This window comes from Cupriavidus sp. 05N39 (assembly GCF_056397325.1).
In genome coordinates this window covers 18,330-33,601 of record NZ_JBFTNE010000098.1, presented here as the reverse complement: position 1 = coordinate 33,601, position 15,272 = coordinate 18,330, and the positions used below count along the sequence as shown (strand labels likewise).

14 protein-coding genes, 2 tRNA genes and 1 pseudogene are annotated in these 15,272 nt (G+C 63.2%); 2 read left to right on the top strand and 15 right to left on the bottom strand.

The genetic code is table 11. The features are described 5' to 3' along the window. The 14 genes and pseudogenes from AC1DN0_RS32725 to AC1DN0_RS32660 form a co-directional block, all read right to left on the bottom strand. On the bottom strand, nt 1–765 hold a 765-nt coding region (locus tag AC1DN0_RS32725; RefSeq protein WP_477146309.1), incomplete at its 3' end, for a hypothetical protein. Nucleotides 766–899: 134 nt separating this feature from the next. Further along, nucleotides 900–976: transfer RNA gene (locus AC1DN0_RS32720), tRNA-Pro, on the bottom strand. 56 nt (nt 977–1,032) lie between these two features. Further along, complete coding sequence (locus tag AC1DN0_RS32715; RefSeq protein ID WP_276288261.1) at nt 1,033–1,464, bottom strand: MerR family transcriptional regulator; 432 nt, start codon at nt 1,462–1,464, stop codon at nt 1,033–1,035. A 115-nt stretch (nt 1,465–1,579) separates the two neighbouring features. Then, nucleotides 1,580–1,996 (bottom strand): integration host factor subunit alpha, encoded by a 417-nt coding sequence (locus AC1DN0_RS32710; RefSeq protein WP_441627285.1) that lies wholly within the window; start codon nt 1,994–1,996, stop codon nt 1,580–1,582. Nucleotides 1,997–2,065: 69 nt separating this feature from the next. After that, nucleotides 2,066–4,513 (bottom strand): phenylalanine--tRNA ligase subunit beta, encoded by a 2,448-nt coding sequence (gene pheT, locus AC1DN0_RS32705; protein WP_441627287.1) that lies wholly within the window; start codon nt 4,511–4,513, stop codon nt 2,066–2,068. 70 nt (nt 4,514–4,583) lie between these two features. Beyond that, nucleotides 4,584–5,615, bottom strand: coding sequence for a phenylalanine--tRNA ligase subunit alpha (pheS, locus tag AC1DN0_RS32700; protein WP_045240059.1), 1,032 nt, complete (start codon nt 5,613–5,615; stop codon nt 4,584–4,586). 337 nt (nt 5,616–5,952) lie between these two features. After that, nucleotides 5,953–6,309 (bottom strand): 50S ribosomal protein L20, encoded by a 357-nt coding sequence (rplT, locus tag AC1DN0_RS32695; RefSeq protein WP_477146308.1) that lies wholly within the window; start codon nt 6,307–6,309, stop codon nt 5,953–5,955. A 27-nt stretch (nt 6,310–6,336) separates the two neighbouring features. Then, nucleotides 6,337–6,534: a 50S ribosomal protein L35 gene (gene rpmI / locus AC1DN0_RS32690; RefSeq protein WP_477146307.1), complete on the bottom strand. Its 198-nt coding sequence runs from the start codon at nt 6,532–6,534 to the stop codon at nt 6,337–6,339. A 168-nt stretch (nt 6,535–6,702) separates the two neighbouring features. Continuing rightward, nucleotides 6,703–7,224, bottom strand: a complete 522-nt coding sequence (gene infC, locus AC1DN0_RS32685; RefSeq protein ID WP_081488948.1) for a translation initiation factor IF-3 — start codon at nt 7,222–7,224, stop codon at nt 6,703–6,705. A 45-nt stretch (nt 7,225–7,269) separates the two neighbouring features. Further along, nucleotides 7,270–9,046 (bottom strand): annotated as a pseudogene (thrS, locus tag AC1DN0_RS32680) (threonine--tRNA ligase). Nucleotides 9,047–9,415: 369 nt separating this feature from the next. Then, a tRNA-Val gene (locus AC1DN0_RS32675) sits at nt 9,416–9,492 on the bottom strand. 21 nt (nt 9,493–9,513) lie between these two features. After that, nucleotides 9,514–11,736 (bottom strand): RelA/SpoT family protein, encoded by a 2,223-nt coding sequence (locus AC1DN0_RS32670; protein WP_441627292.1) that lies wholly within the window; start codon nt 11,734–11,736, stop codon nt 9,514–9,516. A 15-nt stretch (nt 11,737–11,751) separates the two neighbouring features. Further along, nucleotides 11,752–12,114, bottom strand: a complete 363-nt coding sequence (locus AC1DN0_RS32665) for a RidA family protein (protein WP_441627294.1) — start codon at nt 12,112–12,114, stop codon at nt 11,752–11,754. 57 nt (nt 12,115–12,171) lie between these two features. Continuing rightward, on the bottom strand, nt 12,172–13,056 hold the full coding sequence (locus AC1DN0_RS32660) for an alpha/beta fold hydrolase (RefSeq protein ID WP_441627296.1): 885 nt from the start codon (nt 13,054–13,056) through the stop codon (nt 12,172–12,174). Nucleotides 13,057–13,256: 200 nt separating this feature from the next. Here AC1DN0_RS32660 and AC1DN0_RS32655 point away from each other — a divergent pair, with 200 nt between their 5' ends. Continuing rightward, nucleotides 13,257–14,033: a 3-hydroxybutyrate dehydrogenase gene (locus tag AC1DN0_RS32655; RefSeq protein ID WP_441627298.1), complete on the top strand. Its 777-nt coding sequence runs from the start codon at nt 13,257–13,259 to the stop codon at nt 14,031–14,033. Between the two features lie 17 nt (nt 14,034–14,050). Next, nucleotides 14,051–14,524, top strand: a complete 474-nt coding sequence (locus AC1DN0_RS32650; RefSeq protein ID WP_441627300.1) for a DUF411 domain-containing protein — start codon at nt 14,051–14,053, stop codon at nt 14,522–14,524. Between the two features lie 103 nt (nt 14,525–14,627). Here the strand turns inward: AC1DN0_RS32650 and AC1DN0_RS32645 are convergent, their stop codons facing one another. After that, nucleotides 14,628–15,266: a CoA transferase subunit B gene (locus tag AC1DN0_RS32645; RefSeq protein ID WP_428178738.1), complete on the bottom strand. Its 639-nt coding sequence runs from the start codon at nt 15,264–15,266 to the stop codon at nt 14,628–14,630. Between the last annotated feature and the right edge of the window lie 6 nt (nt 15,267–15,272).

Sequence of the window (15,272 nt, the reverse complement as noted above, 5' to 3'; positions counted from 1 at the left end):
GTCTTTACTTGTATCGACGTTGAGAATCCGGTAGTTCCCATTTAGCTGGATCTCGTCGGCAGCGGCCCGTCGAACCGCGACGACGTCTCGGGCATCGTCGTTCTTTAGCAACACTCCATTGAGGTCGATGGTATCCGCATCGGAAATACCTCGGAGCAAGCTCACAGTCGCACTTTGCGCGTCATCAACGACAAGGGCAAAGCGCTGGTCCGAGGCAACTGCCTTCCCGAAGGCCGAGATAGCCTCTTCCTCCTCGCCGGTGATGGGGACCAGTTGGTCCGCCTCAACATCAGTGGTGCTGATCTTCGCCTGTGAGTTCAGGTATGCCTTCGACATCGAAGTGGCAGCCCAGAGACTTGCCCCCACGATGCCAAAGATCACACGCTTTTGCGGTGCCTGCTTTCCGGCTAGGTCGGTGACGAGTTTCTGAGCGAACTCGGAAAGGTCGACCTCAATGATCGAACTTCCCTGCTTTACCTTCGCCTTGAACTCGAGTTCTTTCCGCTCGGCATCCTTAAGGTGGCGGGCGTCCGGTTGGTCAAGGACTAAGTTGGCGTAGGTGCGATTCACACCATGCTGAACATTCAGCAACCCCTCCATGAGGCTTGGGGTGATCGTGCTGTCGTAGCCCTCTCCCTTCAAGGTGATCTGAATCTTCGGCCAGTCCTTAAACACGACATTGGCGTTGTCACCGAGTTGGTCTTCGAGGGCACGCTTTAGAAGCATCAGCGCGTCTTTTTCGTTACCTACGACGATTTCAGGCAAGTGCACCCCCTAGGTCGGCCACGTGACAACGCAGAACGCGGCGAATCTTGGATGACATCCAAGATGTGCCCGCCGCGCGCTGAGCCACACATGAGAAAAGCCCACGTAACCGATTGATTACGTGGGCTCTAATTTGGTCGGGGCGAGAGGATTTGAACCTCCGACCACCTGCACCCCATGCAGGTACGCTACCAGGCTGCGCTACGCCCCGAAAGAAAAAGATTATATCAGACGCTTTTCAATATTGGCTAGTCCTTGCTGCACTTTTTATTCGTGCTTCGCGATCTGCTGAAGCTGCGCGAGCAAGTGCTGGATTTCCACGAGTTCGTTGCGCAGATTGTTCAGGTCGAGCGAGAAAACCGGTGCTTCATCCGCAGCCGCTGCAGCAAGCGCTTGCTCGTCCTCCGCGGACGCATGGCTGTGCTGGCGCCCTTCGTCGAGGCGATTGCGGGCGCCATTGATCGTAAAGCCCTGCTCATAAAGCAGGTCGCGGATGCGTCGGATCAGCAGGACTTCATGATGCTGGTAGTAGCGCCGGTTACCACGCCGCTTGACGGGCTTGAGCTGCGTGAACTCCTGCTCCCAGTAGCGCAGCACATGCGGCTTGACGGCGCAAAGCTCGCTGACTTCGCCAATGGTGAAGTAGCGTTTGGCGGGAATCGGCGGCAACAAGATGCGTTCGCTGGATCTTTCCGACATACGGTCAATGGGCGGGCTTCAGGCCGTACCGGGAGAGGTTGTGGTGTCCGCGCGGGATAGCGCGCGGACAAACGAGACAAGCAGGATAACGAGTGCTCGCGCTACTGGCAAACGATCAGCCGGCCACCGCCACCAGGCCGGCCCGCTCTTCCACCAGACCCTTGAGCTTCTGGCTGGCATGGAAGGTCACCACGCGTCGTGCCGTGATGGGAATGATCTCGCCGGTCTTGGGATTGCGGCCGGGACGCTGAGGCTTGTCGCGCAACTGGAAATTACCGAAGCCGGAGAGCTTGACGCTGTCGCCATGCTCCAGCGCTTCGCGGATCACGTCGAAGAAGGCTTCGACCATATCCTTGGATTCGCGCTTGTTGAGACCGACCTGGTCGAACAGCATTTCGGCGAGCTCGGCCTTGGTCAGGGTCGGCACCTCGGCAACGCGGGCGTCGGACGTCTCGTCATCATGGGAGGCTGCCTGCCGGTCGCCTGCCCCGCCCATTGCTGCGGCCATGAGATACGCTTGTCGATCGTTCATTGTCATTCAGTGTGGCGATCCGCCCGGATGCGGAAGTCCGGGCGCTCCATTGTCATGTCAGCTGGTGGATCAGCCGCGCATCCGCGCCTGGAATGCAGCGCTGGCGGCTTCGACCATGCAACGTACCGCGCTATCGACGGTTTCGTCCTGGAGGGTCGCCCCAGTATCTTGCAAGGTCACGCGGAACGCAAGGCTTTTCTCGTCTGCGCCAATGGCTGCCGAAGCCGCCTTCGGACGGAACTCGTCGAACAGCACCAGGCTCTGGCAATAGCGGGCGGAGCCTTGTTTTTCCAGGGCTTCGCGCATGGCGTCCAGCAGGTCCTGCACGCGCACCGACTGCTTCACCACCAGTGCCAGGTCGCGTACGGCGGCCGGGAACTTGGAGATTTCGGTGTAGCCGGGCAGGCCTACTTCACGCAGTGCCTGCAGGTCCAGCTCGAACACAACCGGCGCTTGCGTCAGTTCGTACTCCTGCAGCCAGCGCGGATGCAGTTCGCCGATCACGCCGGCCACCTTGCCGTCGATCACGACTTGCGCGGCGCGGCCTGGGTGCAGCGCGGGATGCGATACCGGCTCGAAGCGCGCGACGCGCGGGAACAGCAAGGCTTCGACATCGCCCTTGACGTCGAAGAAGTCCACCGGGCGGGTGGCGATGCCCCACTGCTCCTCGAAGGCCGGGCCGTAGGCAATGCCGCCGGCAACCATCGGCTGGCGATAGCCGGCCACCGTCAGGCCGCCATCGGCAACCGAGGCGTCGCGATGGAACACGCGGCCCACTTCGAACATCCGCACGCGCGATGCCTTGCGGTTGAGGTTGTAGCGCACCTTGTCGAGCAGGCCGCCGATCAGCGTGGAACGCATCACCGCCAGCTGGCTGGCGATCGGGTTCAGCAGGCGGATCGGGTTGTCGTTGCTGGCAAAGTCGCGCTCCCACTTCTCTTCGACGAAGGCGAAGTTGATCACCTCCTGGTAGTCGCGCGCGGCAATTGCGTGGCGCACGACATGGGTCGAGCGGCGTGCTTCGTCGGTCGGGCGCATCTCGCTTTCGGCGATCGGCGGACGTGCCGGGATACGTTCGAAGCCGTAGATGCGGGCCACTTCCTCGATCAGGTCTTCCTCGATCTCGATGTCGAAGCGATAGCTCGGCGGAGTGACCACGAACACTTCGCCGTCCGCACCCTGCTCGCGGGTGAACGGCAGCTGCAGACGCAGAAACACGTCGGCGATGACCGCGGGCGACAGCTCGATGCCGAGCACGCGCTCGGCGCGCGCCACACGTAGGCGCACCGGCTTGCGCTGCGGCAGGTTGACAACCTGGTCGTCGACCGGGCCGGCCTGGCCGCCGCAGATCTCGAGGATCAGCGCGCTGATGCGCTCGATATGCTCGACCGTGGTGGCGTAGTCCACRCCACGCTCGAAGCGATGCCCGGCATCGGTCGAGAAGTTGAAGCGGCGCGAGCGGCCCTGGATCGCTTCCGGCCACCAAAAGGCGGCTTCCAGGTAGATGTTGGTGGTGTCCAGCGTGACGGCGGTGCTGTCGCCGCCCATGATGCCCGCCAGGCTCTCGATCTCCTTGTCGTCAGCGATCACGCCAACCTGCTCGTCGAGCTCGACAGTATTGCCGTTGAGCAGCTTGAGCTGTTCGCCCTTGCGGCCCCAGCGCACATCCAGGCCGCCGTGGATCTTGTCCAGGTCGAACACATGGGAGGGACGGCCAAGTTCAAGCATCACGTAGTTCGAGATGTCGACCAGCGCGGAGATGCTGCGTTGCCCAGCCCGCTCCAGGCGCTGCACCATCCACGCCGGCGTGGCCGCGTGCGCGTTCACGCCGCGGATGACGCGGCCAGAGAAGCGCCCGCACAGGTCGGGCGCCGACACCTTGACCGGAAGCTTGTCGCTCAGCGTCACCGCTACCGGCTTCATGTCGGGCAGCCGGAGCTCGGCACCGGTCAGCGCGGCAACTTCACGTGCCACGCCGTGGATCGACAGGCAGTCTGCCTTGTTGGGCGTCAGCTTGATCACGAAGACCTGGTCATCAAGATCCAGATACTCGCGGATGTCCTGGCCGATCTTCGCATCTTCGGGCAGCAGCATCAGGCCGCCATGTTCTTCCGACAGCTTGAGTTCGCGCGCCGAGCACAGCATGCCGAAGCTATCGACGCCACGCAGTTTGCCGACCTTGATTTCAAACGGCTTGCCACCCGTCTCCGACGGCGGCAGCACTGCGCCAACCAGCGCGCACGGCACCAGGATGCCGGGCGCGACGTTGGGCGCGCCGCAGACGATCTGCAGGTTCTCGCCGGTGCCGGCATCGACCTGGCAAACGTTGAGACGGTCCGCGTTGGGATGGCGCTCGGTGGAAAGCACGCGCGCCACCACCACCTTGTTGAAAGGCGGCGCGACCGGGCCGACCTCTTCCACTTCCAGCCCGGCCATGGTCAGGCTGTGCGAGAGCGCATCGGTGGAAATCTTGTCGGGATTGACGAAACTGCGAAGCCAGGATTCCGAGAATTGCATGGCGCTTCTGATCCGGTAAGTATTCTGTTCTGTGGTGTCGGTGACGATGTGCTCGGGCGCGGCGGGCGCCTCAGGCGAACTGGCGCAGGAAACGCGCGTCGCCTTCGAAGAACAGGCGCAGGTCGTTGATGCCGTAGCGGAGCATGGTCAGGCGTTCGAGGCCCGAACCGAAGGCGAAGCCGATGTAGCGCTCCGGGTCCAGGCCCATATTGCGCAGCACATTGGGATGCACCTGGCCCGAGCCCGAAATCTCCAGCCACTTGCCGTTGCCGAAGGCCATGTCGATTTCCGCCGACGGCTCCGTGAACGGGAAGTACGAGGGGCGGAAACGCACCTGGATGTCGTCGCGCTCGAAGAACTTGCGCAGGAAGTCGGTGTACACGCCCTTGAGGTCGGCAAAGCTCACGTCCTCGCCGATCCACAGGCCTTCGACCTGGTTGAACATCGGCGAGTGCGTGGCATCGCTGTCGACGCGGTAAGTACGGCCCGGGCAGATCACCTTGATCGGCGGCATCTCGCGGCCCTTGTACTTCTCCACGTGCATGCGCGCGTAGCGCACCTGCATCGGGCTGGTGTGGGTACGCAGCAGCAGCAACTTGCCTTCGCTGTCGCGGCCGTCCACATAGAACGTATCCTGCATTGAACGGGCCGGATGGTTGTCCGGGTTGTTCAACGCGGTGAAGTTCATCCAGTCGGTTTCGATCTCGGGACCATCGGCCACGTCGAAGCCAACCGAGCCGAAGATCTGCTCCACCCGCTCCCATGTGCGCATCACCGGATGCAGGCTGCCGCGGGCAACCGCCCTGCCGGGCAGCGTCACATCGATGGCTTCTGCAGCCAGCCGCGCGTTCATCAGCGCATCGGCCAGTGCCTGGCGGCGTGCCTGCAGCGCGGCCTCGACCTGCTGCTTGGCCTGGTTGATGCGCGCGCCTTCGCTCTTGCGGGTTTCCGGGTCAAGCTTGCCGAGGCTCTTGAGCAGTTCGGTGAGCGCGCCGGTCTTGCCGAGAAAGCGGGCTTTTTCGTTTTCCAGCGTGGCGTTATCGTTGGCTGCGGCGAAGGCGGCCTGGGCGTCGGCGACGATTTGATCCGGATCCAGAGACATGGCGGCGGTCGGCGATAAATTTGGCGTCCGGGTCACGCAGGGCCCGGGCGTGGGTTGGCACTAGGTGCGATGTGGGTGCAGAGTCCGTGCGGCACCGGGGGCGGCGCGGGCTTCGTTTCGGATGTCGTCTTGCGGCGTGCGGTGGCACGATGCAAAACGGCATTCGAAATAAAAACGGGGCTYGGTGAGGAGCCCCGTTTCTGCAGGTCCGGCTGAATCGCCGCTGCAGCGACGGGCGCTGCTCGGGCAAATTCGGCGGAAATGCTGTCGACCTTGCGGTCGGTGCTTGCGCCCGGGGCGCCGCGCCAGGAACTAGCGCGGCATCCCGGAGCCGGCATCAGGCAACGGTGGCTTTCACCTGGTTGAGGATGGCGGCAAAGGCAGGCTTGTCATGAATAGCCATGTCCGACAGCACCTTGCGGTCCAGCTCAATCGAGGCCCTCTTCAGACCATTCATGAACACGCTGTAGGTCATGCCATGCTCACGCGAAGCAGCATTGATACGCGCAATCCAGAGAGCGCGGAACACGCGCTTCTTGTTGCGGCGATCGCGGTATGCGTACTGACCAGCGCGCATGACCGCCTGCTTGGCGATACGGTAGACRTTATTGCGRCGGCCGCGGWAACCCTTGGCAGCGACGATGACYTTCTTATGGCGGGCCCGTGCAGTGACCCCACGTTTTACTCGAGGCATGAAATGCTCCTTTCGTTTTCGTTAGGGTTATGCGTAAGGCATCATTGCGCGAACGGACTTCAGGTTCGTCTCATGGACGTCCTGGGTGCCGCRCAGTTGACGCTTGTTCTTGGTGGTCTTCTTGGTCAAGATGTGACGCTTGAAGGCCTGGCCACGCTTGAACGAACCATTCGGACGCGCAGTAAAGCGCTTGGAAGCGCTTTTCTTGGTCTTCATCTTCGGCATGAAAAACTCCAGCTTCTATGACATGCATGCAGGTGGCCAGCTGGCGCCAGCACTTGCAAAACCCGCWTCCACTTATTGTTGCGCGATGCCGCGGAGGCACCTGCGCCGCTTTCGCACGACACCGCGCCCGGAGGAATCCCCTCCGGGCCGCGGCGGCGCGCAAAAATCTTACTTCTTCTTCTTGGGAGACAGCACCATCACCATCTGGCGGCCTTCCATCTTCGGCATCTGCTCGACCTGGCCGACTTCTTCCAGATCCGCCTTCAGGCGTTCGAGCACACGTGCGCCGATTTCCTGGTGCGCCATCTCACGGCCGCGGAAGCGCAGCGTGATCTTGGTCTTGTCGCCGTCTTCAAGGAAACGCTTCAAGTTGCGCAGCTTGACGTTGTAGTCGCCATCATCCGTACCCGGCCGGAACTTGACTTCCTTGACCTGGATGATCTTCTGCTTCAGCTTGGCGTCGTGCGCGCGCTTGGCTTCCTCGTACTTGAACTTGCCGTAATCCATGATACGGGCAACCGGCGGCACCGCTGTCGGAGCGATTTCCACCAGGTCCAAGTCCTTATCCTCAGCCAGGCGAAGCGCGTCCATGAACTTGACGATGCCGAGCTGCTCATTATCAACCCCGACCAGGCGCAATTCGGGTGCGCTGATTTCGCGATTGATGCGATGACCTTTGTCTGTAGCGATGTTGCGTTACCTCAAGAAGACAAAAAACAAGCCGTGCTCATCCCATCAGGCTTTGCTGGAAACGTCCTGTTGCAGACGCTCCACAAACGCGGAGACGGGCATGACACCCAGATCCACGTTGCCACGGGCACGCACGGCCACTTGACTGGCATCCCGCTCCTTGTCGCCCACTACCAGCAGGTAGGGAATCTTCTGAAGGGAATGCTCGCGGATTTTATACGTAATTTTCTCGTTACGCAAATCCGCCTTTGCCCTAAATCCTTGTTTTTGCAGAAGTTGCACGACGTTTTCAGCATATTCCGCCTGGGAATCGGCAATATTCAGCACCACGACCTGCTCCGGTGCCAGCCAGGCGGGCAGCGCGCCGGCATGATTCTCCAGCAGGATGCCCAGGAAGCGCTCGAAAGAGCCCAGGATAGCCCGATGCAGCATCACCGGACGCTTGCGCGAGTTATCCTCCGAAACGTACTCGGCGTCCAGGCGCTCCGGCAGCACCAGGTCCAGTTGCAGCGTGCCGCATTGCCAGGAACGGCCGATTGCGTCCTTGATATGGTATTCCACCTTGGGACCGTAGAAGGCGCCCTCGCCCGGCAGTTCTTCCCACTCCACGCCGCAGGCGCGCATTGAACGCCTTCGCCTCCGCCACGATCTGCTCTTCCGTGCAGAAAATGTGCGCATCATCCTGCACAAAACCGCGTACGCGCATCAGGCCATGCAGTGCGCCCGAGGGCTCATTGCGATGGCAGGCACCGAACTCGGCGAGACGCAGCGGCAGGTCGCGATAGGAGCGCAGGCCATGGTTGAAGATCTGCACATGGCCGGGGCAGTTCATCGGCTTGATCGCGTAGTCGCGCTTTTCCGACTCCGTGACAAACATGTTCTCCTTGTAGTTCTGCCAGTGACCTGACTTTTCCCACAGCGAACGATCCATCACTTGCGGCGTACGTACCTCTTCATAGCCAGCCTGCGTCAGGCGGCCACGCATGTACTGCTCCACCGCCTGCCAAACCTGCCAGCCCTTGGGATGCCAGAACACCATGCCAGGCGCTTCCTCCTGCAGGTGGAACAGGTCAAGCAGCTTGCCCAGCTTGCGGTGGTCGCGCTTCTCGGCCTCCTCCAGCATGTGCAGGTAGGCTTCCTGATCTTCCTTCTTGGCCCAGGCCGTGCCGTAGATGCGCTGGAGCATCTCGTTCTTGGCGTCGCCGCGCCAGTAGGCGCCGGCCACCTTCATCAGCTTGAAGACCTTGAGCTTGCCCGTGGACGGCACGTGCGGACCACGGCAGAGGTCGACGAACTTGCCTTCGCGGTACAGGCCGATCTCCTGATCCTGCGGAATCGAGGCAATGATCTCGGCCTTGTACTTCTCGCCCATCGACTCGAACAGCTGCACGGCTTCGTCGCGGCTCCAGACCTCGCGCGTCACCTTCTCGTCCTTCTTGGCAAGCTCGGCCATCTTCTTTTCGATGGCAACCAGATCCTCGGGCGTGAAGGGGCGCTTGTAGGCGAAGTCGTAATAGAAGCCGTTCTCGATCACCGGGCCGATCGTCACCTGCGCCTCGGGATACAACTCCTTGACGGCGTAGGCCAGCAAGTGCGCCGTCGAGTGACGGATCACGTCGACGCCGTCGGCATCCTTGTCCGTGACAATGGCCAGGCTAGCATCGCGATCGATCAGATGGCTCGTATCGACCATCTGGCCGTCCACCTTCCCGGCCAGAGCGGCCTTGGCCAGGCCCGAGCCAATGCTCTGCGCCACTTCGGCAACCGTCACCGGGCCGGGAAATTCGCGGCGGGAACCATCCGGCAGCGTGATTGCGATCATCTTGCACCTCATCAGGAATCCACCCGCCGGGGCAATGCCTCCGGCAAGCGAATGAAAAGCATCTTATAGCGCCGGGCACATGCGACAGGCATGGACCATGCAGCGGGGATTTCACTCGGTTGCACTTACCGGCGACCGAGCAGGATATCAGGGAGCCAAGAAGCGACAGACGAAAAAAAAACGCAGCCAAGGCTGCGTTGTTTTTCGATTTAACCCCAATCCACCGGGTCCGAAGGCGCACCTCGACTACTGTCGCTAATTAGCGGTAGTAGTTCGCTGTGTCTTGAACATGGCGCCTTTTCCGTTCCAGGTTGTCGGGGTTGAACCGGACTGCTTCGGTACTGCTTGCTACTTCTTACTGCTATGCGTTGGTAGGCTCGATTGGACTCGAACCAMCGACCCCCACCATGTCAAGGTGGTGCTCTAACCARCTGAGCTACGAGCCTGCGGAGAACGAAAGTATAGCATCACTTTCTTTTCGCCTGCAAGACCCCCACCACATCTTCTATCAATCCGAGTGCGCGCTGCAGTTGCGTGGCCTCCGAAACCTCGGCGGTGAACTGCATCCGGGCAACGCCTTTGCTCGATAGCGTCTTCACGCCGGTGACGTTGATCTTCTCGCGCGACAGCACTTCCGAGATGTCGCGCAGCAGCCCTTGCCGGTCGATCGCCTCCACGTGAATGTCCACCGGATACACCGCATCGCTCTTCTTGCCCCACTCGGTCTGGATCACGCGCTCAGGCGCGCGCGCCGAAAGCTGGCCGAAGGTGTGGCAGGTGCGGCGATGGATGGAAACACCGCGCCCGCGCGTGACGAAGCCCACGATCTCGTCCGGCGGCGCCGGCTTGCAGCACTTGGACATCTGCGTCATCAGCGAATCCACGCCCACCACCAGCACGCCGCTCTTGGCGCCGCGCGCCACGCTGGTGGCGCGGCTCTTCTTGGTGACTGCCTCTTCTTCGCTCTGCACCACCGCGGCCTCGCCTTCGGGGTGCCGCAGCGCCTGCTCCACGTGGCGCAGGCTGAATTCATCCTTGGCGACCGCGGCGAACAGGTCGTCCGGCATCTTGAAGCCGAGCCGCGTAGCGAGGTCATCCAGGTTGACGGCGGTCTTGCCCTCGCGCTGCAGGGTCTTGTCGATCAGCGCGCGGCCTTGCGACATGGTCTCCTGCGAATCGAGCGCATTGAACCAGGCGCGTACCTTGGCCCGCGCGCGCGGGCTGGCCAGGTAGCCCAGCTCCGCATTGAGCCAGTCTCGCGACGGCCCGCCCTGCTTGACAGCGATGATATCCACCGTCTGGCCGTTCTTGAGCGGCGTGTTCAGCGGCACCATGGTGCCGTCCACGCGCGCGCCGCGGCAGCGATGGCCAAGATCGGTGTGCAGGTAATACGCAAAATCCACTGGCGTGGCGCCTTGCGGCAAGGCCACCACGCGCGCCTGCGGCGTCAGTACATAGATGTGGTCGTCGATGGCCGCATGCTTGAGCTGCTCCCATGGCGACTCGTCGTGCGCCACGGAATGATCGGCATCGTCCTTCCAGGCCAGCAACTGGCGCAACCAGGCAATCTTCTCGTCGTAGCGCTCACTGGCCGAGAACTGCCCGCTGTAACCCTTGGCGCCGGCCTCCTTGTAGCGCCAGTGCGCGGCCACGCCGTACTCGGCGAAGTGATGCATTTCCTGGGTGCGGATCTGCACCTCGAAGGCGCGCCCGTCGTCGCCGATCACCACCGTGTGCAGCGACTTGTAGCCGTTCGACTTCGGCCGGGAAATATAGTCATCGAACTCGCGCGGGATCGGCTGCCAGATATGGTGCACGATGCCCAGCACGGTGTAGCAATCCTTGATGTCGTCGACGATCACGCGGAAGGCGCGCACATCATAGAGATCGGCAAAGTCGAGTTCCTTGCCGCGCATCTTCTTCCAGATGCTGTAGATATGCTTGGGGCGGCCGGTCACTTCCGCGCGGATGTCCGCCGCAGCCAGCTCGGACTGGAGCCGCGCGATGGCGCTCGCGATATAGCCTTCGCGCTCGATCCGTTTTTCATCAAGCAGGCGCGCGATGCGCTTGTAGGTGTCAGGCTGCTCGAAGCGGAAGGCCAGGTCTTCCAGCTCCCACTTCATCTGCCAGATCCCGAGCCGGTTGGCCAGCGGCGCGTAGATGTCCAGCGTTTCGCGCGCGACACCGGGCAACGGCTGCGCCTTAGCCTGCGCCAGCCAGCGCAGCGTCTGCAGGCGCGAGGCCAGCCGCACCAGCACCACGCGGATGTCCTGCGCGAAGGCCAGCAGCATCTTGCGCAGCGCTTCCACCTGCTCCTGCCGCGCGGCGATTTCGTCCTTGGTGGTTTCGGGCGCGCCGCTGTGGCCCACCGCGATCGCACCGATACGCAACAACTGCCTCACGCCCTTGACGAGCCTCGCGACCTCCTCGCCAAACAGCGGCTCGATTTCCACCTCGCTGCCGGGCACGAACGCCGCCAGCGCAAACAGGCAGGCCGCGGCGCGCGCGGCATCGTCGACGCGCAGCCCGTCGAGAATGCGCAGCATGCCCTCGGCATGCGAGAACACGGTTTCGCCGGTGGGCAGCATCGCCTCGCTGCCACGCTCGCGCACGAAATCCAGGGCGCGCTCCACCAGCCCGGAATCGGGCGTGCCGGCAATCTGCCCGGTCAGGTCAGTCGACGTCACCATCTCGCTGCCCCAACCTCACTTGAGCGCGGCGGTAACCACCACTTCGATCAGGTATTGCGGATTGGCCAGGCGCGCCTCCACCGTGGCGCGCGGGGGCGTATTGCCCTGCACCACCCATTCATCCCAGACCTCGTTCATGATGCCGATCTGGTCGATGTCGGTGAGAAATATCTGGCACGACAGGATCCGGCTCTTGTCGCTGCCGGCTTCGTTCAGGAGACGCTCGATGTGGCCCAGCACCTCACGGGTCTGGCCGCGCAGATCCGCGCCGGGATCGACCTCCGGCACCTGGCCGGCGAGGTAGACCACGCCGTTGTAGATCGCGTATTCGGACAGGCGCTTGCCCACATGGGCGCGCTTCAGTTCACTGGTACTCATGGCAATACTCTAGTTGTCGGTAAGACTTCAAACATCGGATCCGGGCCGCGGCCGCCTTCAGGCCGCGCCCAGGAAAAATTGCTTGGCAATGGCCACTTGCGCGGGGTCGATGAACGTCGGGGCGTGCCCGACGTCCGGCACCTCCACCGCGCTCACGTCGCGTCCGCGCGAGACCATTTCCGCCACCGTCTCGCGCGTCAGCAAATCGGACTGCGCGCCGCGCACCACCAGCGTCGGCGCCTGGATGGCCTCGAACATGTGCCACAGCGCCGCTTCGCCGGCAGTCACCTGCTCGGGCGTGGTCTCGCGAAACGGCAGCGCCATCGCCGGATCGTAATGCAAACCCCATTCCAGGCCTTCCACGCCCTGCACCGGCTTGAGAATGGCGCCGTTAAGCTCGCGCCACTGCTCGGGTGTGTGACGGCCAAAGGACGCGCTGATGGTCTGCAGGTAGGCCAGGCCTTCCTCGAAGGTCTTGAAGCGCACCGGCAGGCCCAGGTAGGCGCCGATCCGCTCCACCGCCGAGGCGGCGATGCGCGGGCCCACGTCGTTGAGCAGCAGCTTGCGCACCGGCGTCTTGGGCAACCCCGCCAGCCCCATGCCGATCAGGCCGCCCATCGAGGTACCGAACCAGTCGACCTGCTCCACATTGAGCCGGGCGATCAGGGTGACCATATCCGAGACGTACTGCGGCACCACATAGCGGCGCGGGTCCGCCAGCCAGTCCGAACGGCCACGCCCGACCACGTCTGGGCACACCACGCGGTACTCGCCGCACAGCGCGGCGGCGACGGTGTCGAAGTCGCGGCCGGTGCGGGTCAGGCCATGCACGCACATCAGCACCCTGGGATTGGTGGGGTCGCCCCACTCGTGATAGGCCATGCGGTGAAGACCCGCCGGGCTGATGCACTGAACGAAGCCGAGGCGCGGGCTGACTGACATCTGAACTCCCTGGCAAGACGGTAGCAAGAACGGCACCGCCAACAGGCGGCGCCCAGGTTAAGCAAAGCTGGATTGTACGCTGCAGCAGTTACAATGCCACAGCATCCGGGTTCGCGCCGCCATGCCTTTGCCGCTGGCGGACGACAGCCTGTTCACGCAGTCCAATTCCAACATCAAAATCTCCCGACGGAGGGCAAAACATGCTCAAAGGCAAGACGGCGCTAGTCACGGGTTCCACCAGCGGTATTGGTCTCGGCATCGCGCAGGCACTCGCCGCGCAGGGCGCCAACATCATCGTCAATGGCTTCGGCGACGCCGACGGCGCCAAGCGCGAGATCGCGCAGTCCGGCGCGGGCATCCGCGTTGGCTACCACGGCGCGGACATGAGCAAGTCCGCGGAGATCGAGGACATGATGCGCTATGCCGAAACGGAATTCGGCGGCGCCGATATCCTCGTCAATAACGCCGGCATCCAGCATGTGGCCAATATCGAGGACTTTCCGCCCGAGCGCTGGGACGCGATCATCGCCATCAACCTGACCTCCGCCTTCCACACCACCCGCCTGGCGCTGCCGGGCATGAAGCGCAAGGACTGGGGCCGCGTCATCAATATCGCCTCCGCCCACGGACTGGTGGCGTCGGCGCAGAAGTCCGCCTATGTCGCAGCCAAGCACGGCATCGTCGGGCTGACCAAGGTGACGGCCCTGGAAACCGCGCAGACCGGCGTCACCGCCAATGCGATCTGCCCGGGCTGGGTACTGACGCCGCTGGTGCAGAAACAGGTGGAAGCGCGCGCCCAGAAGGACGGCATCCCGGTCGAGCAAGCCAAGCATGAACTGGTGATCGAGAAGCAGCCTTCCGGCCAGTTCGTTACGCCCGAGGAGCTTGGCGCGCTGGCCGTGTTCCTCGCCAGCGACGCGGCCCGGCAGGTGCGCGGCGTGGCCTGGAACATGGATGGCGGCTGGGTGGCGCAATGAGCGCACCAGCACAAACCATGCAACGGCGCCGCTTTCTCCGCACCCTGGCCATCGGCGCCACGGTCTCGCTAGGGCTGCGTGCCGGCGCCAGCACCGCTGCCGCCCCGCTCGCCATCGAGGTGTACAAGAGCCCACAATGCGGCTGCTGCGAGGGCTGGGTCGAGCACCTGCGCGCGAACGGCTTCGCCGTCACCGTGCGCGACGTGGAAGACACCGGCGTTTATCGCGCCCGCTTTGGCATTCCCGAGCGCTTCGGCTCCTGCCATACCGGCCGTATCGCCGGCTACGCGGTCGAAGGGCATGTGCCGGCGGCCGACATCAAGCGGCTGGTGGCCGGCAAACCCAAGGCCGCGGGCCTGGCGGTGCCGGCCATGCCGGTGGGTTCGCCGGGCATGGAACAGGGTTCGCGCAAGGATCCTTTCGATGTCCTGCTGGTCCGCGCGGACGGTGGCGCCTCGGTCTTCGCCAGCTACAACAAGCGCCGCGCCTGACGAAGCCACCGCAGCGCCAGCAAAAAGCCCCGCGAACGCAAGCTCGCGGGGCTTTTTCATTGCCACTCCGCGCCCGCCACGAAGGCCGGCGCGGCAAAGCGCATCAGAGCAGCGGGGCGCCCGTCTTGCTCTGGATCTCTTCGCGGCTCACGCCCGGCGCCGTTTCCACCAGCTTGAGGCCGGCTTCGGTCACGTCGATCACGCCGAGGTCCGTGATGATGCGGTTGACCACGCCCACGCCGGTCAGCGGCAATGCGCACGTCGCCAGGATCTTGATGTCCTCGGTGCCGTCCTTCTTCTTGGCCGTGTGCTCCATCAACACCACAACGCGGCCCACGCCTGCCACCAGGTCCATCGCGCCGCCCATGCCCTTGACCATCTTGCCCGGGATCATCCAGTTGGCCAGGTCGCCCTTCTCGCTTACCTGCATGGCGCCCAGGATGGCCAGGTTGATATGGCCCCCGCGAATCATCGCAAAGGAATCCGCCGAGGAGAAGATCGACGAGCCCGGCAGCGTGGTCACGGTCTGCTTGCCGGCATTGATCATGTCGGCGTCGACCTCGGCCTCGGTCGGGAACGGGCCGATGCCCAGCAGGCCGTTCTCGGATTGCAGCCAGACTTCCATTCCCGCGGGAACGTGGTTGGCCACCAGCGTCGGCAGGCCGATGCCCAGGTTCACGTAGAAGCCGTCCTGCAGTTCGCTAGCGGCGCGCGCCGCCATTTCGTCACGTGTCCATGCCATGATGTT